We start from the raw sequence: 18,996 nt of genomic DNA, 5'->3' as shown, positions 1-18,996 counted from the left end.
CAATGTCGATGTCATCTCAATCCAAAACTGCGGAACTGAGCGTCACGTCTGGTGCGGCCAACTTCCTGCGCAACTACTATATCTACTTTGTGCTTGTGGCTGTTGTGGCGCTGCTCAGCCTGGCTAATTTGGATCAATTTGCTTTGTTTGAGCGCGGCAACTTTCTCAACAAGCGCAACATCATCAATATTCTGCGTGTGTCTGCGCCCATTCTTGTGGTCGCTGGTGCGTTCACATTGCTGATGGTGTCAGGCTACATCGATTTGTCCATTGGCAGTACAATGGGGCTGACGGCGGTGATCTATGCGATGTTGGCGATCAATGGCATGCCGTTTGTGCCCGCCTTTTTGCTGACAATGCTGGCAGGTGCGGTGTTGGGAGCGATCAATGGGATTTTGGTTGTGCGGCTCAATATCACGCCGGTGATTGCAACACTGATTACGTTGAGTTTGTTCAAAGGCATTGCGCTTTTGTTGGTGCAGGACGGGGTTTCGGCGATCAAATCCGGTGGTGGATTAAAAATGCCAGCGTGGTTCAACGACTATGGCCGGGACGGGGTGTTTCTCAAATTGCCGGCTGCCTTCTGGGTTGCTGTGGCGGTGACGCTGGTGCTGATTGTTGTGCAAAACCGCGGCAAGCTTGGCAAATACGCAGCCGCAACAGGCGGCAACCCAACTGCTGCCAAACTTTCTGGCATCAATACCGGACGCACGGTTTTCCTGCTTTATGTCATCGTTGGTGTCGCCGCAGCCTTGGCTGGGATCGCCCGATCCAGCTTTATGTCTCTGGGGGACCCGCTGTCTGGCGACGGGATGGAACTCACCGCGATCCTGGTGGTTCTGCTTGGCGGGACGGCGTTCAGCGGTGGCGAGGGGCGGGTGTTGCGCTCTTTTGTCGGTGCGCTGATCATCATGGCGCTGACAGTGGGCATGTTGACGATTGTCCCTGCGTATTATCAAACACTTGTAATTGGCGCGGCGCTTTTGACAGCGGCAGCCACCAACCACCTTGTTAGTCAAAAGGGCAAAGTATCGTGAGTTCCCTGACCCCAAATCCAGAACAAATGCGGCTGATCGTGCGTGTGTTGTCGATGCATTACGAAGAAGAACGTGCGCAATCTGACATCGCCAAAGCGTTGGAGCTTTCAACCGCCAAAGTGAACCGTCTGATCAAGCAGGGCCGAGAGCTTGGCATGGTGCAGATCACGATCAAAAGCCCGTTGATGCGCTTTTTTGATCTGGAACGTGAAATTGCGGATCGCTGGTCTTTGAAGCGGTGTTTGGTGGTACCATCTGTGACGGGCAGTGAGACATCGACGTTAACCGAAGTGGGCAAAGGTGCTGCAAACCTGTTGCTGGATGCGATCCGGGACGGCGACAAGATTGCGGTCTCGGGTGGCAAAACGCTCAGCGTTATGATCGAAAACCTGTCTGCCAGCGCCGAATATGACATTGAAGTGGTGCCAATGACCGGCGGCGTTCAAGGGCAGCATTACACCGACGTCAACCACATCACCACGCAGCTGGCCGACAAGTTGTCGGGGCGCGCGCGGCTTATTCACGCGCCATTGCATGCGGATTCCGAGGGGGAGCGCGATCTGGTGATGTCGGTTAAGTCTGTGCGCGAGGTCATGAGTGAGGCCCGCAGTGCCAATGTGGCTGTGGTTGGGATCGGCGCAGTGGTTGGTGCGGATAGCACATATTACATGGCCCACCCCGTCTCAGAGGTGGAACGCAGACGCCTGTACAAAACCGGGGTGCGCAGCGAGTTTTTGGGCCACCTTATTCAGGAAGACGGCAGCGTCTCCGGCAACACTTACAACTCCCGTCTTGTGGCGCTGTTGCCGCAAGAATTGGCCCGCATTCCCGTCACCATTGCCATTGCGTCGGGGGCCGAAAAGGTCGAACCCATCGCCGCTGCGCTGAATGGTGGCTATTTCAATTCGCTTGTCACTGACGAGCACACCGCAACCGCCTTGCTGAAAGAGGAAGTGCTCAATGCTTGATCGACAGGAACATAACATGCTGACGCGTGAAATTGGCCGCTCCGGTATCCAGGCCTCTGCCATTGGGCTGGGCACCTGGGCCATTGGTGGCTGGATGTGGGGGGGCACCGATGAGGCCAAATCCATCAAAGCCATTCAGGCCTCGATTGACGAAGGCATCAGCCTGATCGACACGGCGCCGGCCTACGGGCAAGGCGTGGCTGAGGAGATTGTTGGCAAGGCCCTAAAAGGACGGCGTGACAAGGTGGTTTTGGCCACCAAATGCGGCTTGGTCTGGCACACGCAAAAGGGAAATCACTTCTTTGATTACGACAGCGGGCCGGTGCATCGCTATCTGGGGAAAGATGCGATCATCTATGAGGTGGAGCAGAGCCTGAAACGTTTGGGCACAGATGTGATCGATCACTACATCACCCATTGGCAGGATCCGACAACCCCGGTTGAAGAGACCATGGAAGCTTTGGAACTGCTCAAAACCCAAGGCAAGATCCGCTCGATTGGCGCCAGCAATACCGCGCCAGAGGACGTGAAAGCTTATCTCGCCGCAGGTCAATTGGATGCGGTGCAGGAAGAGTACTCGATGATCAAGCGCGATCTGGACACCACTTTGGCGCCGCTGTGTGTTGAACAAGGTGTGTCGATCCTGAGCTATTCGTCGCTCGCGCTGGGTCTGCTAAGTGGCAAAATTGGCCCGGATCGCGTGTTTGAGGGCGATGACCAACGCAAGGATAACCCGCGCTTCTCGATGGCCAACCGCCAGAAAGTGGCGCAGCTCATGCAGGCCATTTCAGGAGTTGCGGAAACACATGGGGCCACCTGCGCCCAAACGGTCATCGCTTGGACCGTGCAACAACCGGGCATAACCTTTTCACTCTGTGGTGCGCGTGACGCGGGTCAAGCCGCAGAAAACGCCAAGGCTGGGCGCTTGCGACTGAGCAGCGACGATCTCGAAATCATCAGTGCTGCGGCTCAAAAGAACCTGACCGACCTCGACGAGTAACCCTCGTCACAATGAAACCTTTGCAACATCGCATGTGCTGCGGTGAACGGGAAAGCTATGTCTGACGCACGCCAAAATAACCTGGCTTTGATCAAAGATAACAATGCCTTTGACGTTGTTGTCGTTGGCGGCGGAGTGAATGGGATCGGAGTCTATAGAGACCTGGCGCTGCAAGGGCTGCGCGTTTTGCTGGTGGAGAAAAACGATTTTGCCTCAGGCTGTTCTGCGGCGCCGTCTCGCATGATCCACGGCGGCCTGCGCTATCTGGAAAACGGTGAATTTGATTTGGTGCGGGAGTCATTGCAGGAGCGCGATGCGTTGCTGCGCAATGCTCCCCATATGGTGAAGCCGCTGCCAACGGTGATCCCAATCACCTCCTTTTTTTCGGGCGTGCTCAATTCTGCGGCGAGCTTTTTGGGGCGGCAAGGCAAACCGTCAAGCCGCGGTGCGCTGCCGATCAAATTGGGGCTGGGGTTGTATGACTGGGTGACCCGGAAAAGTCGAGCGGTGCCAAGACATGCGTTTTTTGGCGGGGCGGAAACCCGTAAGCGCTGGCCTGACATCACGACACAGGCCAAATGTTCGGCGGTCTATTACGATGCGTGGATTTCGCATCCGGAACGGCTGTGTCTGGAGATGATTTCCGATGTGAGTGACGCCGCGCCACATTGTGTCGCCCTGAATTATGCCGAATTGCAGAAATCTGGAGACACTTACACACTGACTTGTCAGCGCACCGGCAAAAGTTGGGGCATTGAACCCCGCACAATTGTGCATGCAACGGGCGCTTGGCTGGACAAATCCGTGTCAAACTTGGCGGGCGCACCTGAGAAAAAGATGGTTGCCGGCACCAAAGGCTCCCATCTGATCATCGACAACCCTGCGTTGGAAAAGGCGCTGGGTGGCCATATGGCCTATTTTGAGAACGCGGATGGGCGGGTGTGCGTTGTGTTCCCGTATCAGGGCAAAGTTCTGGCGGGCTCCACCGATATTCGGGTGGAAGAGGCCGCCCGGGTGCGGTGCGAAGCGGATGAGCTCAGCTACATCCTGGACTCGTTGAGGTTGGTGTTTCCCAATATCGAGATGTCCGCAGCTGACGTTGTGTTTAGCTATTCGGGCATTCGGCCGTTGCCGCAGAGCACGCAGGAGTTCACTGGGCGAATTTCCCGTGGCCATGACGTAAAAGTGCTGCCCGGAGATGTGCCCCAGTTTTGTATGGTTGGCGGCAAGTGGACAACATTTCGTGCCTTTGCGGAACAGACCGCCGACATGGTTTTGCAGGAACTGGGCAAGCCCCGGCGCCGCGACACGCGAGGTTTGGCAATTGGCGGCGGCAAAGGCTATCCTGAGCGGCCTGAGGTGCTTACCCAAGCTTTGCAGCACCGCTTTGATATCAGCGCGGATCGGGCGCAGCATTTGATCTCGCACTACGGAAGTGCAGCAGCTTCGGTCCAGGAGGTCTGCGCCTCCTTTGGGGGGGATATCTCCCTTGGCGAAGGTGTCCAGTATTCGAAAGCTGAGATACGTCGCCTTATCACCGATGAACACGTTCAGACGCTCGCTGACATTGCATTGCGACGCACCTCTTTGGCGATCACCGGGCAGATATCCTCAGGGCTCATCGAGGAGCTGGCGCAGGTGTTGTCAGAGGAGATGGCCTTGTCGGCTGCGCAAGCCACAGCACAGAAAACGCAACTGATCGAAGAATTGTCAGACTTCTACGGGGTGACCCCGCAGATGCTGGCCGAACGTACAAAACAATGGAGTATGAAATGCGCGTAAGCACTAAAGCGCGGATGAACCGCATGTTCACAAATGGCGGGTGTCTTGATGTGGCAATTGACCATGGCGTCTGTAACGAGCCCAGCTTCATGGTGGGTCTGGAAGATATGCCAAGTGTGATGGACACGCTGATCAAGGCCAAGCCGGATGCGATCCAATGTGCCTATGGTCAGGCCGATCTGTTGCAAAGCCGCCCCGAAAAGGACAAGCCCGCGTTGGTGATGCGCATCGACATGGGCAACCCCTACAACGACCAACGCCACCGGGTGATGTGGTCGATGCTGCAAAACGCCGATGAGCCCATTATTGGCGCGCTGGAAATGGATGCGGCGGCAGTGGTGGTCAATCTGTTCATGTTGCCTGACGAGCCAGAGCTGTTCCGTCAGTGTGTGGAAAACATCAGCCGTGTGCGGGCGTCCTGTGACAAATACGGCATGCCTTTGATGATTGAGCCGCTGGTGATGCTGCCCAATGACGTGCGCGGTGGCTATCAAGTTGATGGCGATGCTGAGAAAATTGTGACGCTTGTGCGCTTGGCTTCAGAAATGGGTGCGGATATCATCAAAGCTGACCCCACTGAAAACGCTGAGGATTTTCATCGCGTGATTGAGGCTGCTCGGGTGCCGGTGCTGGTGCGCGGCGGCGGCAAAGACGATCTGCAATCCGTGCTGAAAAAATCTGCAGAACTAATTGCCCAAGGCGCGCAGGGGATGGTCTACGGCCGCAATATCTATCAGCATGACAATCCGAAGGCTGTGGTTGCTGCGCTGATGGCGCTGATCCACTCCGGCGCGTCGGGGGATGAAGCATGGGATATCTATAACCGTGGGTGAAGCAGCGCAAAAATACCTTCTGGGTCTGGATGCAGGCAACACCGTGATCAAAGCGGTGCTGTTTGATCTTGAAGGCCGCCAGGTTGCGATGCAGGTGTTGGACGGTCAGACCAGCACGCCACAGCCAGGCTACGTTGAGCGTGATTTGGGCGAGCTTTGGGCAAATGCAGGCACTGTGATTGCCGCCTGTATCGCGGAGGCTGGAATTGCGTCGAAGCAGATTGCAGCGGTTGGCTGTGCCGGACATGGCAACGGGCTTTATTTGCTGGATAAAGCCGGGGCGCCGTTGCTTGGCATCCAATCTCTGGATACGCGGGCAGCGTCTGTGGCTGAGGAGCTGTCGCAGGCCAATGGGGAGCGCTTACACGAGCTCTGCTTGCAAAAACCATGGCCCTCGCAAACCCCTGCGCTATTGGCATGGGTGAAGCGGCATCAGCCGGACCTCTACGCCGCCACTGGCACGGTGCTGTTGTGCAAAGATTTCATCACCAACCGACTGACTGGCGCGCGGGTCAGTGACATCTCCGACATGTCCGGCTGTGGCTTTACGCGGATGCCTCAGGCCACTTATGACGCGGAACTTTTGGCGCTGTACGGCTTGGCTGACGCAGAAGAGATGTTGCCTTGCCTGATCGATCCCGCTGATATTGCGGGTCATGTCACAGCCGAGGCTGCAAAAGTCACCGGCTTGGCCGAAGGCACACCTGTGATCGGGGGCTATTTTGACGTGGTCTCCAGTGCGTTGGGCTCTGGGGCAGGGTGTGCGGGCGATGCCTCCATTATTGCGGGCACCTGGAGTATCAATCAGGTGTTCTCTGACGCGCCTGTGGTTGATCCCAGCGTCTTTATGGTCAGCGCGTTTGGCGCCGGCCAGTTTGTCAATATCGAAGCAAGCGCCACCTCTGCGGTGAATCTGGAGTGGTATGTCCGTGAATTTGTCGAGCGGGGCGCCCATCACGACGATCCTTTTGGCTATTGCAACCAACGCGTTGGGGAAATTGCGCCGCGCTTGGATGATCCATTTTTTCACCCGTTTCTTTATGGCTCTGGGCAGGGCGCAGAATTTCGCGCCGGGTTTTATGGGGTGGCAGGGTGGCACACCGAAGGCCACATGCTGCGCGCCCTGTTTGAAGGGGTGATGTTTGAGCACCGTCGTCACATTGCGGTTTTGCAAGATGCCGGAGTGAAAATCGACCGTGCGATCTTGTCAGGCGGCGGCGCTCGTAGCCCCCATTGGCCGCAAATGTTTGCGGATTGTTTGGGCGTGCCTATCGTGGTGGCGGAGGCGCAGGAAACTGGCGCGCTGGGTGCCGCAATTGGCGCTGCGGTGGCCGTGGAACTGGTGGCGGATTACGCCGATGGCATCGCCAAAATGACGCGCCCACGCCAGACGTTTGCGCCCAATCCGGCGATGCACGCGCACTACCAAAAACGTGCCGAAATTTTTGCGACCCTGTCAGACGCAATGCAACCTATCTGGGCGCAGATGCGCTCTCTGGAGGACAACTCATGAAAGCCATTGGTTTTGTAAACTCTCTGCCAATCGAGCACCCCGACAGCCTGTTTGAGGTTGATATGCCCACGCCTGAAATTGGCGCTATGGATCTTTTGGTGGCGGTGGAAGCCATCTCGGTCAATCCGGCAGACGCCAAACGGCGTATCCGCACTGCTGTGGACGTGCCACATGAGGATCCGATGATTTTAGGCTATGACGCCGTTGGCCGCATTGAGGCCATCGGGGCAGATGTGTCCGGATTCGAGGTGGGCGATCGGGTGTGGTATGCGGGCGATGCCAACCGCCCCGGATCTTATGCGGAACTACAGGCAGTGGATCACCGGATCGTGTCCCATGCGCCTGGCAATGTGGCACCGAAGGCTTCTGCGGCTTTGCCGTTGGTGTCGCTCACAAGCTGGGAGATGCTGTTTGACCGATTGCAGGTGGCTTCTGGGCCGTCGCGTAAATCGTTGCTGGTGATTGGTGGGGCCGGAGGGGTCGGGTCGATCACACAGCAATTGGCGCGAAAGCTCACGGGTTTGGAAGTCATTGCCACGGCGTCGCGCAAGGAAAGTGCGCAGTGGTGTCGAAAGATGGGGGCGCATGAGGTTGTGAACCACCACGACTTGATTTCGGACACACGGGCCGGTGGCCGAGAGTTTGTGGACTTCATCGCGCAATATGCCGACACCGCGCAGCATTGGGAGGCCATGTGTGACTTGATCGCCCCGCAGGGTCGGATCGGAACCATTGTGGAAACCGATGAAAAGCTTGATATCTCTGCGTTACAAGGCAAATCAGCCGCTTTGATGTGGGAGCTCATGTTTACACGCTCCCTGTTTGGGACGCCGGATATGGCGCGTCAGGGGCAGATACTGGCCCGCATGGCCCGCCTGGTGGACGACGGTATCGTCAGCACAACAGAGACCACCACGCTCAATGGTTTAAGCGCAGACACCCTGAAAGAGGCGCATGAGTTAATTGAACGTGGCACCATGATTGGCAAGCTTGTGGTTGCCTTCTGATCCAAACAGCCGAGACGAAGAAAATGACAATTCCAACCTCTTTAGAGGGTGATTACGACTACATCATAGTCGGGGCGGGGACAGCCGGATGTGTGCTGGCCAACCGCCTGACGGAAGATCCCAAAACCCGGGTGCTTTTGTTGGAGGCGGGCAAGTCGGACAATTACCATTGGGTGCACATCCCGGTGGGCTATTTGTATTGCATCGGCAATCCGCGCACCGACTGGATGATGAAAACTGCCAAGGAGCCGGGCTTGAATGGGCGGGCGCTGGTCTATCCACGTGGCAAGGTGCTGGGCGGCTGTTCCTCAGTGAACGGCATGATCTACATGCGCGGGCAGGCCGCGGACTATGATCACTGGCGGCAATTGGGAAATGCTGGTTGGGCGTGGGATGACGTCTTGCCGTATTTTTGTAAATCGGAGGATCACCACGCCGGTGAGAACCCGTTGCATGGCGCGGGTGGTGAATGGAAGGTGTCCAAACAACGTTTGGGTTGGGATATCCTGGAGGCGGTTCAGGACGGCGCGCGCGAATTTGGCATCGCGCCACGGGCTGACTTCAACGATGGGAACAACGAAGGCAGTGGCCTGTTTGAAGTGAACCAGAAAGGCGGAGTGCGGTGGAACACGTCCAAGGCATTTTTGCGTCCAGCCGTGAAACGCCCCAACCTGCGTGTGCTTACTGAGGCGCATACCGACCATGTGGTGCTTGAGGGCACGCGGGTCACGGGGGTGTGTTTTACCCATAAGGGGCAGAAAACTTTGGTCAAAGCCAATGCGGAAGTTTTGCTTGCTGCAGGGGCGATCAACTCTCCCAAAATTCTGGAACTGTCGGGAATTGGACGCCCGGACGTGTTGAATAAGCACGGCATTGATGTGCGCCATATGAGTGCGGGTGTTGGTGAAAACCTGCAAGATCACCTGCAAATTCGCACGGTGTTTAAGGTCAAAAACGCCAAAACGCTGAACACCATGGCCAATTCGATCATCGGCAAAGCGCGGATTGGGTTGCAGTATATGTTCACCCAATCTGGTCCGATGTCGATGGCCCCCAGTCAATTTGGCATGTTCACCAAATCAGATGCGGCCATGGCGACGCCCGATCTGGAGTACCATGTGCAACCCTTGTCCACCGACAAATTGGGCGACCCTTTGCACCCCTATCCGGCCATTACCGTGTCCGTGTGCAATTTGCGGCCCGAGAGTGTTGGAAGTTGCCATATCTCAACCTCGGACCGGCAGGTTCAACCAGACATCCAGTTGAATTACCTGTCAGCTGCCAAAGACAGGCAGGTGGCCCTGACCTCCGTGAAGCAGGTGCGCGAGATTATGACCGCAAGTGCGCTTGAGCCTCATGCGCCTGAGGAGATGCTCCCGGGACCTGAGGTGCAAAGTGACAACGCGCTTCTGTCTGCCATTGGTGATATTGCCACCACGATTTTTCACCCGGTTGGCACCTGCAAAATGGGCACGGATGATGCCGCTGTGGTGGGGCCGGATTTGCGGGTGAGAGGGCTTGAAGGATTGCGCGTTGTTGATGCCTCAATCATGCCAAAAATTGTGTCGGGCAACACCGCGTCACCCGTGATTATGATCGCAGAAAAGGCCGCCGACCTTATCCGGGAGGCGCACTAGATGCCTGTATTTGTGGTTGTTGCTGAGGTGGAGGCTGGTGACGGTCACGAGGAGACCATGGCGGCGGAGCTTGATGTGTTGGCCAAAGCATCACGCGCAGAGGCTGGGTGTGTGCAATACAGCCTTTGTGAGGAGGAAGGCGCCATTGGAACGTGGCTGATTTATGAAGTGTGGCAATCGGAGATGCACTGGCGGCAGCACCTGGAGACGGATGTGTTTCGCGCCTTCAAGTTTGATGTTTTGCCCAACATTGGTCGCTTGTCTGCCCGAAAGTTTCGGCTTGTTCGTTAGGATACATCCCATTCCTTTGGGAGCGTTGGCAGATACGGAAATAATCAGGCCTGCGTGACACCGCGGCGCTTCTCCAAATCTCCGTTAATCCCAAACTCAACGCCAATGGCCCCAGTTGATGCAATCCATTGGTCGCACCTTGTGCGGCGACGCCAATACGCACGAGGCCTGTGATGTAGCGCCATGCCTTAGCGACGGAACGTTGGGTGTGTTGATCCCGCCATCCTTCCTACTGGTGATCTTTGCGTTGATGCCCTGGAGGCAATTGGCGCTTTGTCTACCGGGCGATGCTGCCAGGTGATTTGATCTCGGGAAGGCTTGATCACAAAAGGAGGGCAGGTCCCACATGAGGTTGATCCGCAAACCAGGGGGTGTGACAGACTTAAGGTAAGCCAACAACCTAAGGGGGATCGCAATCCGGTTTGATCGGCAAATGCGTGAAAAGCCTTATTTTATTGACGAATTCGCGTGTGGCGGTCACAGTGAATAGATCAATTCTAATAAAATCTTAGTATCGCATTTGTCATTTTTGTCTTGTTCAAGGAGCAGGATTCCATGAGCTTATTTTCCATTTTGCTGCACGCTCCCAATCACTTACCGCGGGCGATTGTAGCGGCTTCCTCACTTGTTTTTCTCAGCAGTTTTGGCGCGTTTGGCGACCCGTTAACATCCAACAATGGGTTCTATCCTGACGCTTCGGATTACGCCGGTCCTTTTGTCGCCGCCAATTTGGATTACCCGGACACATTGCCTGATGCGCGGTTTCCGGCTGGCGGGGCATTGCAACAACCGCTGACGGTCGAAACTGCGCAGGACTACATGCTGCTTTTGAAAGAGTACATCACGCCGAGTTTTTCAACGATTATCAATGAGCCAACGTCGTGGGACCCTAAAGCTGCTGGTTGGTACGATCTGGTTTGGTCTGGGGGCTCAAACGCGCCAACAGGCGGACGGGAAGCGCTGATGAATACCTATACGGGGCAAATCATTCATGCGACGTCGTTTGGTGCCCCGCACCAACCTACAAGCCAATATGTGCAGAACCATGCGGTGATCTACTATGACGCGCGCGCAGCCTCGATGCTTGGGTCGGTTTGGGCTGATTTGTACGACGCCGATCTTTCGGCGCTGTCTTTCCCAGAAGGCTCGATTGTGATCAAGGCAGAGGCAACAACGCCGGCGATTTCGCAATGGCCCTCCGTTTTGGACGGGGCAGCCACATGGCAGGTTTTCCGGCCTTCCACGTTGGATCAGGCCACCAAAAAAGCCAACCCGGTTCCGAAAGTGGTAGAGGCGCATCCGCTGCAAATGTCGATCAAAGTGAAAGACCGCGTGGCATCTCCCGTCACTGGCTGGGTGTTTATGGCCTTTGTTTATGATGCCGCTGCTGATGGGCCGACGGTATGGGATCGGTTTGTGCCGTTGGGGGCGATGTGGGGCAACGACCCGCAGTTCAACCGAGACCCCAAAGGGCTGCCAGCAAATGCCCGGCTCACGGAAACATGGGTCAATCCCGATAAACCTGCATTTACAGAAGACACACTGGGCTGGGGGGGGCGCATGGCTGGGCCTATGGATGTGGCCACCCGCCAAGGGGTGATCACGGCGCGCGGGACCCATATGGGGGACAAGAACTTAGGGGCATCGTCTTGCATGAGTTGCCATGGCGCTGGTGAGTACCCCTTTACGGTCAATCTTTATCCCTCTCCGAACAGCAGTTTTCCGCCAAATGGCGAGCCGTTTCTGCTGTATGAACCGGGGTCCGTACAATGGGCGCAATGGTTTGAGAACCGACCGGGCGACACAGCCCAAAGTGGCGGGCGCGGCCCGGTTGCTACGGACTATGACATGGCGATCATGTTTGCGTTGGGCGCAACGCCGCATGTGTCAGGCAAACCTGTGCGTGCTTTGGAGCGTTTCAGTGTCCACTGATGTAGAAACCGGCGTTTCTGACACGCGTGGCGGCAATCCTCAGACAAGTGGGGCCTCCGAACACCGGAGCGTGTCTGTTCTGTTTGCAGACCTTGTGGGATCCACGGAGCGGATCGAGGAGTTTGGCGCGGAAGGTTATGCGCAGTTGATCCGGCGATTTCACACAATTTGCAACGACACCATCCGCGCACATGGAGGGGTTGTTGCACAATATCAGGGTGATGGCATCATTTGTTACTTTGGTTTTCCTTCTGCGATGGAAGACGATGCCATTCGAACGGTTGCCGCCGCGTTGGACATTTGCGCGGCTCTGACAGACGCGGGCGGTGCAACGGCCATGGAAACTCGGATCGGTATCGCCTCGGGCAACGTGATGATCCGCTCTGATGGCGATGATTTTGGGGCCAATGCGGTGGGCAGTGCGATCAATAAAGCGGCCCGGCTAGAAGCCCTCGCAGAGGCTGGGGAGATTGTGATTTGCCATGATACACAATCGCTTGTGGGTGCGTTTTTTCACGCGCGCGATCTGGGGCCTCAGACCCTCAAGGGTTTCAAGGACCCGCAGCCAGCCTATAGAGTTGAGCGCCGTCGTACAGGCTTACTCACTCGATTTGAGGCACTGCGGGGGCGCAAGTTGGGTGGTCTCGTTGGGCGTGCTGTTGAAATGGATGTACTCAACAGTTGTTATGCCAAAGCCGCGCACGGGGCCGGAAGCGGGGTTGTGATCAGCGCAGAAGCCGGCCTTGGGAAATCTCGGCTATCGCGAGCCTTTCTGGCGCAGGATAGGATAAAGCGTGCGGCGAGTTTTGTTTTGCAATGTTCGCCTGAGCATCGCGGTACGCCGCTGTATCCGGTTTCCACCTTTCTTGAGTGGATCGCGGGCACGGGGGCTCATGACGCGGACGCGCAGCGCCACAAAAAGCTCAAACGCTTGTTTTCAAAGGTTTGGGGATGTTCGGACGTGGAGCTGAACTCACTCCTGGATTTGCTGTCGCCATTGGGGGCGGAAACTGAGGTTGATCAGACGGAGTCTGTGCCGTTGCGACGGGGGCGTGCGCTGTCGACGTTGGCGGATAAGATCTTTGCCTCCGGCGCAGGGCGCGACATTGTCATCGTCGAGTTTGAGGACGCGCATTGGATCGACCCAACCTCAGCGATGTTGGTGGAGATCCTTGCGGGAAAGGTGGCAGATCACGCCGCACTCATAGTTCTGACAACGCGCCCTGAACCGCCGTTTGGTGAAGGCGCGCCCAATTGTGAAACCTTGCTGAAGTTGAATCGGTTGTCAGATCAAGACTCCCGTGAACTGGCGCGTCAAAGCCTTGGTTCCGCGGATTTACGCGATGAGCAGATTGACGAAATCATCGCAAAGTCGGATGGCGTGCCGTTATTCCTAGAAGAATACGCGGACATGCTGGCGCGGTCAGGTCGTGGTGAGGATTGGAAAATTCCACTCAGCTTGGCGGCTTTGGTGCAGAGCAAACTGGATCAGTTGCCCGCAGAAGCGCGATTGTTGGCCACCGTTGGATCTGCTCTTGGGCGCAGTTTTGATCCCGCGTTTGCGATCTCAATCGCCAATTTATCAAACGAGGCCGCCTCCCGTTTGTCGGAAGACCTGATTGCAGGGACGTTGGCGGAGCGGCCGCATTCGAAAACCGAAGACAGCAGCCGTTTGATGTTCAGCCATGCGTTGGTGCAGGACGCGATTTATGGCGTGATGTCATCGGAGCGGCGAAGACAATTGCACAACGACATTGCGGATGCATTCCTTGGCGATAGTGCGCGTATATCGGTGGCAGATCACGTTTTGGCCAATCATCTGGCCCGTGCACATCGCCATGAAGAAGCAATCATGCGTTACATGCAGGCAGCACTTGCTGCGGCGGGTCGTGGCGCGGCGTTTGAGGCGATGAGCCACCTTGAGGCTGGCTTAGCCTGTATTGATGCCTTACCGGAGGGGGAAGAACGCGACCGTATGGAGCTCCAACTATGTGCTGTGCGCGGTCCAACCCAGATGGTGACCGGCGGACCGGGTAATCCTGCCTTTGGTGCCACACAAGAGCGCGCCATGGTCTTGGTGGACAAGCTTGGCTTGCACGCCACCATGGTGCCCGTGATTTACAACACAGCGCTGCATTCCTGGGCAACGGCTCGGTTGGATCGCGCGATGACAATTGCGGATGCCATTGCGTTGATTAATGAACAGGACGCCTCTGACGCGGCTTACATGGCAGCCAACACGATGCGGGGCTTGATTGCATGGCATCAGGGACGCAATGACATAGCACGGCAGACGCTGAGCAACACAATAGCGCGCCACAATCCTGATTTGCATCACGATTTGTACGCGTTGTTTCTCAAGGAGTTTGGCGTTTTTTCCCACTTCTATCTTGGCCTGACCCATTCAGTATTGGGCAATTTTGACCTTGCGCGCGAGGCGGCAGAGACGTCGGCTCTGCTGGGAGAGGCAATGGGATTTCCGCATGGGCGCGGCTTTGGCCTTTTGGCACGGTTTAATATGGCCATGCTGCGCAACGATGTGGACGGAGCGGAGGAATTCAGCGCGGCAAGTCTGGGTTTTGCAACCCGTCAAGGGTTTCCTGAATTCCAGGCCATGTCCCAATTTGTACAAGGTTGGGCCAAAGCCCGTCGGGGGGATTTGCGGCAAGGCGTGGAGCAGATGCAAGGCGGGCTCGAATTTTGGGCGGCTACAGGATTCTCATGTTGGCAATCGCATTTTGCCAGCTATCTCGCACAGGACATGGTGGCCATAGGTCAGATAGATCAGGCTGAAAAATTGGTTGAAACCCATCTTGGTCAATTGCTGCTAACCGGCGAAAACCAGAGCCGTGCGCCACTTATGTTGTCGCGGGCGTTGTGTCAGGAGGCTCGTGGTGACACCCCAAGAGCTTTGGAAACCGCTCAAGAGGCTTGGTACATTGCGGCGGCCCAAGGGGCGCTGTTGTGGCAGGATATGATAAAAGACAAGTTTGAAGTGACAACCAATGTGATTTGAAAGTTATCATGCTGAACTGCTGAACCGGGCCCGAACCTCTTCTGGATTGGTGAACGGCGATGTGAGCATTGCGTCATCCGCAGCTCGCCAGGGGCGGAGCATGATCGATTTTCCACCATAAGTTTGGACTGTCCTGCGTCACCTGCTGTGCAAAGGCTGGATCTGCAACTCGGTCTGTGTCGGCCGACGGGATAACCGCACGTCGGTCTCTCGCGTAATCACCTCATCCATCGATTGAAAAAGGTGCCCGCCCGACAGCAGATACATTGTCTTGTCCCGCGTTGGTGGAATTGCCAGAAATGTCAGGTCGTTAAGTAAGGCAGCGCGTTTTCCCGCGGCTGTCATCTCATAAATTGTCGATATGTCATTCACCAACGGAAGGTTGTGTGAAATCACATCCATCGCGAAGCTGTTGGTGCCGTTCACTTCGGGGATCTCTTCATCGAGGAACAATTTTTCGCGGAACTTGCAATGTCGGACAGCGTTCAAGGCGCCCCTTGTGCCGTCGCGTAGGTAATGTGAGGTCACCATGGTTGGGTTGTGTACATGGATGTCGCCCTATTGTGAAAACAGCACATCTCACACCCGCGCTCTTGAGGCGTGAATGGTCTCGTTAAGCTCAGTCCGGTTCATTTTGCGTGTCATGTGCGGTGCCCAACTCCTGTGTGCCCCTGACTTAAGTTCATGAAAAGTGAATGGGAATTTTGGTAATTGGGGGTTCCGGGGCAATAATCACCCCGCCATTTGGAAAGACAACACATGGCCAAGTTGGAATGGAATGACATCAAAGTTGTTCTGGCGTTGTTTGGAGGCAAGTTTATACGGCGGCCATTGGTGAGCTTGGGATGAGTCACTCAACCGTGTCCCGCCACCTGACTGATTTGGAAATCAGTTTTGTGGCCGTGCTGTTCACCCGGTTACGCAATGGGCGGTTGGCAAGGGCGCGATGGCAGGTCGAATCTTGGCTAAGGCAGAGAAGGTCGAAGGCGAGGGCCTTGATCTGCAACGTGAGGCGGACAGCCTGGGCACCATGTGGGCGGGGCAGGTGCGCGTGACGTCACCACCACTGTTATCCTAGTATATGCTGATGCACCTCTGGTGGAACTTTCCCGACAATATCCGGGTATTGAGAACATACTACATTTAAGCGTTTCGAGCGAAGGCCTGATGAAGGGTGTGGCTGACGTTGCTTTTCGGTCCCAGCTTGATCCACGCGACAATTTGGTGGGCCGGCGGCTGCCAGATTTTAACAAAGTTGCCCATGCCGCGCCGAATTTTTTTGCTAATCCTGCTTTTGAATAGTGACGGACCGTTGGCGATTGGATCGGGCGTGTTTTCAACGATCCCGGCAACAATTGGATCAAACACGGCCCAACTTCAACTGCGGAGGTGACGCTTCAAATCTCTAACATGTTCGATTAGGTGCATGCCGCGAAAGAATGGGTGCCTCGCGGTGCTTTTTTGTCGATGCTCTTGACGGAATTATGCGCGTCCCGGGCTCTGGCATTGTGTTTTCGCATCGGATGGGTGCTGACCCACCCCGATCTGCGGTCATCAGTGTGGGGGAGAACCTTTGCGCGGTTTCATGTAGAGGAATGTCCAAGCAGAAAGCGCAGACCACAGCCTCCTTAGAGTAGCTCGGCTGCGCGAGGCTAAAGCTGCATTGCGTCCCGACTTTTCTCGACAAGAAAGTCGATCATGGCGCGGGTTTTTGGCGCGAGGTTGTCTTTGCTTGCGTATATGGCGTGCACACCTGAAGGCGGCGGGGCAAAATCCGAAAGCACAGTCACAAGAGACCCGGCCTCAAGTTCTGCCTGACAAGACAGGTGAGGCAGCCGAGTGATCCCGCGCCCGGCGACAGCCAGAGCCTTTTCTGTTTGGGCGTCATTGCAACGTACAATTGGAGCGATTGGCACCGAAAGCTTGGCATGTTCACTTTCATGGTACATCCAGTGTTGCGTCGCACCGCGATATGAAAAATCGATCAGGTCATGATCCACAAGTGCGCTTGGGTGGAGAGGAATGCCCCGGCGCTTCAAGTAGCTGGGAGCGGCCACGGTCACGCCATTTGTTTTGAACAACTCGCGCGCAATGAAGTCGGACGGCGGCAATTCGCCAATCCGGACCAGCAGGTCGATGCCTTCTTCAATGAGATCCGCTCGGCGTTCAGAGATATCGATATTGAGTGTCATGTCCGGATAGCGTTCCAGAAATTCCGGAAGCCAAGAATTCAGGCATCCGTGGGCAAAAACCACCGGCACACTCATCCGCAGTTCACCATAAGGCCGATCGCCAAGGGCGTTGAGCCTGCCTTCGACGGCGCGTGTGTCTTCGATCATCCGCCGGGCGTTTTCAAAGTAAGTGCGCCCCGTTTCGGTCAGGCTGATCTTGCGGGTTGTGCGATTGAGCAGCCGGGTTCCCAGGCGGTTTTCGAGTCGGGCCAACTCTTTGCTGACGTGGCTTGGAGTGTGGCCCAACACACGTGCAGCGGCGCTCAGCCCGTTCTGCTCAACCACCGAGTAGAACAGATACATGCCGTCAAAGAGGTCTCTATTGCGATCCATATGGAATAAATACTGTTCTGATTGAGGGATTAATATCAGTTACAGGCATGGCTACCTTCTTTGCAAGCGCAAGGAGACATAAGCCAATGATTGAGATCAGCACTTTCGACCACATCGGAATTCGCATCAGCGACCGAGACACAACCGTGGCGTTCTACGAACTTCTGGGATTTGAGCTCATAGCTGACGGTGGCTTCGATCAGGGGCATCCGCTGGTGATGCTGCATCCGTCAGGAATCAACATCAACCTGCTTGGCCCAGCCACAGCCAAGGCTGGTGAAAATGTCTTGATGGACGAGAAAGCGAGATATCCCGGCATCACGCATTTGGCGCTGAAGGTGAAAGACGCGGAAGCAACCGAAGCCTTTGTCACTGGCAATGACATCACGATCACTGGGCGTCGCGAGTTTCGCGGCACCAAGACCATCTTCATCCGAGACCCCGATCGCAACGTACTGGAGCTTGTTGGTCCCGGACCGTCCGTTGCCCAACTTATCGCCGAACACGTGCACGGCTAACCTGTTCCCAAAAAGGAAAAATTCGATGACCACAGTTTTTAAACCCCTTGTCGCGGCGCTCAGTCTGACACTGGCTGCAGCGACCTTACCAGCGTTGGCCGAGGCACCGGCAATCAAAACTATCAATGGCGTTGCCAGTTACCCCGACGGGTATCAGGGCACTCCGGTGCGCGCGGCGGATGAAGATCCATTTTTGTCACCGAGCAACGCGGCCTTGATCTTGATCGATTATCAGCCACCGATCCTGATGGGGGTCAGAAACATTGACCACGAGGAATTGGTCAACAACACAACCGGGCTGATCAAAACCGCTGTGATCTTTGACATTCCGATCATTTTCAGCCACGTCGCCGTCGGCCTGAACGGATATGATCCGATGATCGAAGCGGGTGTTGAGCCCATCACATGGAATGTTGTGCCGGCTGAGTTGCAGCGCGACCACGCCCGCAGCGATCAGCTCCAGGCTGTCACGCGGGTATTCATGGAACATCTGTTCAAAGTTGACCCTGACTCAACTTGGTAAGCAACGCGGATCAGGCGCCTCGGCGTCTGATCCCGTGTCGTTTGCCTGCAAAAGCTTGATAGAAAAACCTGCCTAACCGCAGCTCTCCTTCAGGCATAGATGCCTGCCGCACCGACATTTGACTTCATGTTCAGGTGCGCCAACCAAGCATGCGCCGTTCGATGACGCTGATGACCGTGCTGACAATCACGCCAAGCAGCGACAGGATCACAACGCCCGCAAACAGCCGCTCCAGATCATACAGCGAGCCGGCTTCAAGAATATACGCGCCAATGCCGTATTGCGCGCCCAGCATTTCAGCGGCGACAAGCAGGATGATCGCAATCGCGAGGCTGATGCGCAGGCCAGACAAGATGCCGGGCAGGGCCCCTGGCA

Annotated in this window: 18 protein-coding genes; 14 read left to right on the top strand and 4 right to left on the bottom strand. The window is 56.0% G+C overall.

All coding sequences use genetic code 11. The features are described 5' to 3' along the window. Positions 1-2 precede the first annotated feature (2 nt). From QZ517_RS03400 to QZ517_RS03350, 11 genes are all read left to right on the top strand, one after another. Positions 3-1,037 carry an ABC transporter permease gene (locus QZ517_RS03400; RefSeq protein WP_294222106.1) on the top strand — a complete coding sequence of 345 codons (1,035 nt, stop codon included), beginning with the start codon at positions 3-5 and terminating at the stop codon, positions 1,035-1,037. Further along, positions 1,034-2,005, top strand: a complete 972-nt coding sequence (locus QZ517_RS03395; protein ID WP_294222101.1) for a sugar-binding transcriptional regulator — start codon at positions 1,034-1,036, stop codon at positions 2,003-2,005. The genes QZ517_RS03400 and QZ517_RS03395 overlap by 4 nt, the downstream gene beginning before the upstream one ends. Before the next feature lie 16 nt (positions 2,006-2,021). Further along, entirely contained in the window at positions 2,022-3,005 is a 984-nt protein-coding gene (locus QZ517_RS03390; protein ID WP_294222099.1) for an aldo/keto reductase, read from the top strand. Between the two features lie 57 nt (positions 3,006-3,062). Beyond that, the gene (locus QZ517_RS03385; RefSeq protein WP_294222096.1) at positions 3,063-4,787 is read left to right on the top strand and encodes a glycerol-3-phosphate dehydrogenase/oxidase; all 1,725 of its coding nucleotides are present in this window, start codon (positions 3,063-3,065) and stop codon (positions 4,785-4,787) included. Then, positions 4,778-5,620 (top strand): class I fructose-bisphosphate aldolase, encoded by an 843-nt coding sequence (locus QZ517_RS03380; protein WP_294222093.1) that lies wholly within the window; start codon positions 4,778-4,780, stop codon positions 5,618-5,620. The genes QZ517_RS03385 and QZ517_RS03380 overlap by 10 nt, the downstream gene beginning before the upstream one ends. Next, positions 5,613-7,133: an FGGY-family carbohydrate kinase gene (locus QZ517_RS03375; protein ID WP_294222090.1), complete on the top strand. Its 1,521-nt coding sequence runs from the start codon at positions 5,613-5,615 to the stop codon at positions 7,131-7,133. The genes QZ517_RS03380 and QZ517_RS03375 overlap by 8 nt, the downstream gene beginning before the upstream one ends. Next, on the top strand, positions 7,130-8,140 hold the full coding sequence (locus QZ517_RS03370) for a zinc-binding alcohol dehydrogenase family protein (RefSeq protein WP_294222088.1): 1,011 nt from the start codon (positions 7,130-7,132) through the stop codon (positions 8,138-8,140). The genes QZ517_RS03375 and QZ517_RS03370 overlap by 4 nt, the downstream gene beginning before the upstream one ends. A gap of 23 nt (positions 8,141-8,163) precedes the next feature. Beyond that, the gene (locus QZ517_RS03365) at positions 8,164-9,777 is read left to right on the top strand and encodes a GMC family oxidoreductase N-terminal domain-containing protein (RefSeq protein WP_294222085.1); all 1,614 of its coding nucleotides are present in this window, start codon (positions 8,164-8,166) and stop codon (positions 9,775-9,777) included. Continuing rightward, on the top strand, positions 9,778-10,068 hold the full coding sequence (locus QZ517_RS03360; RefSeq protein WP_294222082.1) for an antibiotic biosynthesis monooxygenase: 291 nt from the start codon (positions 9,778-9,780) through the stop codon (positions 10,066-10,068). A gap of 555 nt (positions 10,069-10,623) precedes the next feature. Next, entirely contained in the window at positions 10,624-12,000 is a 1,377-nt protein-coding gene (locus QZ517_RS03355) for a hypothetical protein (protein ID WP_294222079.1), read from the top strand. Further along, positions 11,990-15,016 (top strand): adenylate/guanylate cyclase domain-containing protein, encoded by a 3,027-nt coding sequence (locus tag QZ517_RS03350; RefSeq protein ID WP_294222077.1) that lies wholly within the window; start codon positions 11,990-11,992, stop codon positions 15,014-15,016. The genes QZ517_RS03355 and QZ517_RS03350 overlap by 11 nt, the downstream gene beginning before the upstream one ends. A gap of 138 nt (positions 15,017-15,154) precedes the next feature. On the opposite strand, the gene QZ517_RS03345 is transcribed toward QZ517_RS03350, so the two are convergent. Beyond that, a complete protein-coding gene (locus QZ517_RS03345) occupies positions 15,155-15,505 on the bottom strand; it encodes a hypothetical protein (protein ID WP_294222074.1) in 351 nt (116 codons plus the stop codon). A 457-nt stretch (positions 15,506-15,962) separates the two neighbouring features. On the opposite strand from QZ517_RS03345, the gene QZ517_RS03340 reads away from it, so the two are divergent. Then, complete coding sequence (locus tag QZ517_RS03340; protein ID WP_294222071.1) at positions 15,963-16,094, top strand: hypothetical protein; 132 nt, start codon at positions 15,963-15,965, stop codon at positions 16,092-16,094. Positions 16,095-16,159: 65 nt separating this feature from the next. Here QZ517_RS03340 and QZ517_RS03335 read toward each other — a convergent pair whose 3' ends face one another. Both QZ517_RS03335 and QZ517_RS03330 read right to left on the bottom strand, forming a co-directional pair. Continuing rightward, a complete protein-coding gene (locus tag QZ517_RS03335) occupies positions 16,160-16,384 on the bottom strand; it encodes a hypothetical protein (protein WP_294222068.1) in 225 nt (74 codons plus the stop codon). Between the two features lie 284 nt (positions 16,385-16,668). Then, the gene (locus QZ517_RS03330; protein WP_294222065.1) at positions 16,669-17,580 is read right to left on the bottom strand and encodes a LysR family transcriptional regulator; all 912 of its coding nucleotides are present in this window, start codon (positions 17,578-17,580) and stop codon (positions 16,669-16,671) included. Positions 17,581-17,666: 86 nt separating this feature from the next. Here QZ517_RS03330 and QZ517_RS03325 point away from each other — a divergent pair, with 86 nt between their 5' ends. Then, the gene (locus tag QZ517_RS03325; RefSeq protein ID WP_294222061.1) at positions 17,667-18,098 is read left to right on the top strand and encodes a VOC family protein; all 432 of its coding nucleotides are present in this window, start codon (positions 17,667-17,669) and stop codon (positions 18,096-18,098) included. A gap of 25 nt (positions 18,099-18,123) precedes the next feature. Then, positions 18,124-18,621, top strand: coding sequence for a hypothetical protein (locus QZ517_RS03320; protein ID WP_294222058.1), 498 nt, complete (start codon positions 18,124-18,126; stop codon positions 18,619-18,621). A 130-nt stretch (positions 18,622-18,751) separates the two neighbouring features. On the opposite strand, the gene QZ517_RS03315 is transcribed toward QZ517_RS03320, so the two are convergent. Then, a partial coding sequence (locus QZ517_RS03315; RefSeq protein ID WP_294222055.1) for an ABC transporter permease subunit occupies positions 18,752-18,996 on the bottom strand: 245 nt, incomplete at its 5' end.

The sequence above is a fragment of the uncultured Shimia sp. genome, assembly GCF_913054185.1.
Taxonomy (GTDB): domain Bacteria; phylum Pseudomonadota; class Alphaproteobacteria; order Rhodobacterales; family Rhodobacteraceae; genus Shimia.
The sequence above is the reverse complement of the archived record's forward strand: the minus strand, read 5'-3'. Positions and strand labels throughout refer to the sequence as shown.

Excerpts from the sequence above, each read along its gene's own strand:
- QZ517_RS03385 (WP_294222096.1), top strand. The coding sequence starts at position 3,063 with ATGTCTGACGCACGCCAAAATAACCTGGCTTTGATCAAAGATAACAAT.
- QZ517_RS03370 (WP_294222088.1), top strand. The coding sequence starts at position 7,130 with ATGAAAGCCATTGGTTTTGTAAACTCTCTGCCAATCGAGCACCCCGAC.
- QZ517_RS03365 (WP_294222085.1), top strand. The coding sequence starts at position 8,164 with ATGACAATTCCAACCTCTTTAGAGGGTGATTACGACTACATCATAGTC.
- QZ517_RS03320 (WP_294222058.1), top strand. The coding sequence starts at position 18,124 with ATGACCACAGTTTTTAAACCCCTTGTCGCGGCGCTCAGTCTGACACTG.
- QZ517_RS03380 (WP_294222093.1), top strand. The coding sequence starts at position 4,778 with ATGCGCGTAAGCACTAAAGCGCGGATGAACCGCATGTTCACAAATGGC.
- QZ517_RS03340 (WP_294222071.1), top strand. The coding sequence starts at position 15,963 with ATGGCAGGTCGAATCTTGGCTAAGGCAGAGAAGGTCGAAGGCGAGGGC.
- QZ517_RS03400 (WP_294222106.1), top strand. The coding sequence starts at position 3 with ATGTCGATGTCATCTCAATCCAAAACTGCGGAACTGAGCGTCACGTCT.
- QZ517_RS03330 (WP_294222065.1), bottom strand. The coding sequence starts at position 17,580 with ATGGATCGCAATAGAGACCTCTTTGACGGCATGTATCTGTTCTACTCG.
- QZ517_RS03360 (WP_294222082.1), top strand. The coding sequence starts at position 9,778 with ATGCCTGTATTTGTGGTTGTTGCTGAGGTGGAGGCTGGTGACGGTCAC.
- QZ517_RS03325 (WP_294222061.1), top strand. The coding sequence starts at position 17,667 with ATGATTGAGATCAGCACTTTCGACCACATCGGAATTCGCATCAGCGAC.
- QZ517_RS03355 (WP_294222079.1), top strand. The coding sequence starts at position 10,624 with ATGAGCTTATTTTCCATTTTGCTGCACGCTCCCAATCACTTACCGCGG.
- QZ517_RS03390 (WP_294222099.1), top strand. The coding sequence starts at position 2,022 with ATGCTGACGCGTGAAATTGGCCGCTCCGGTATCCAGGCCTCTGCCATT.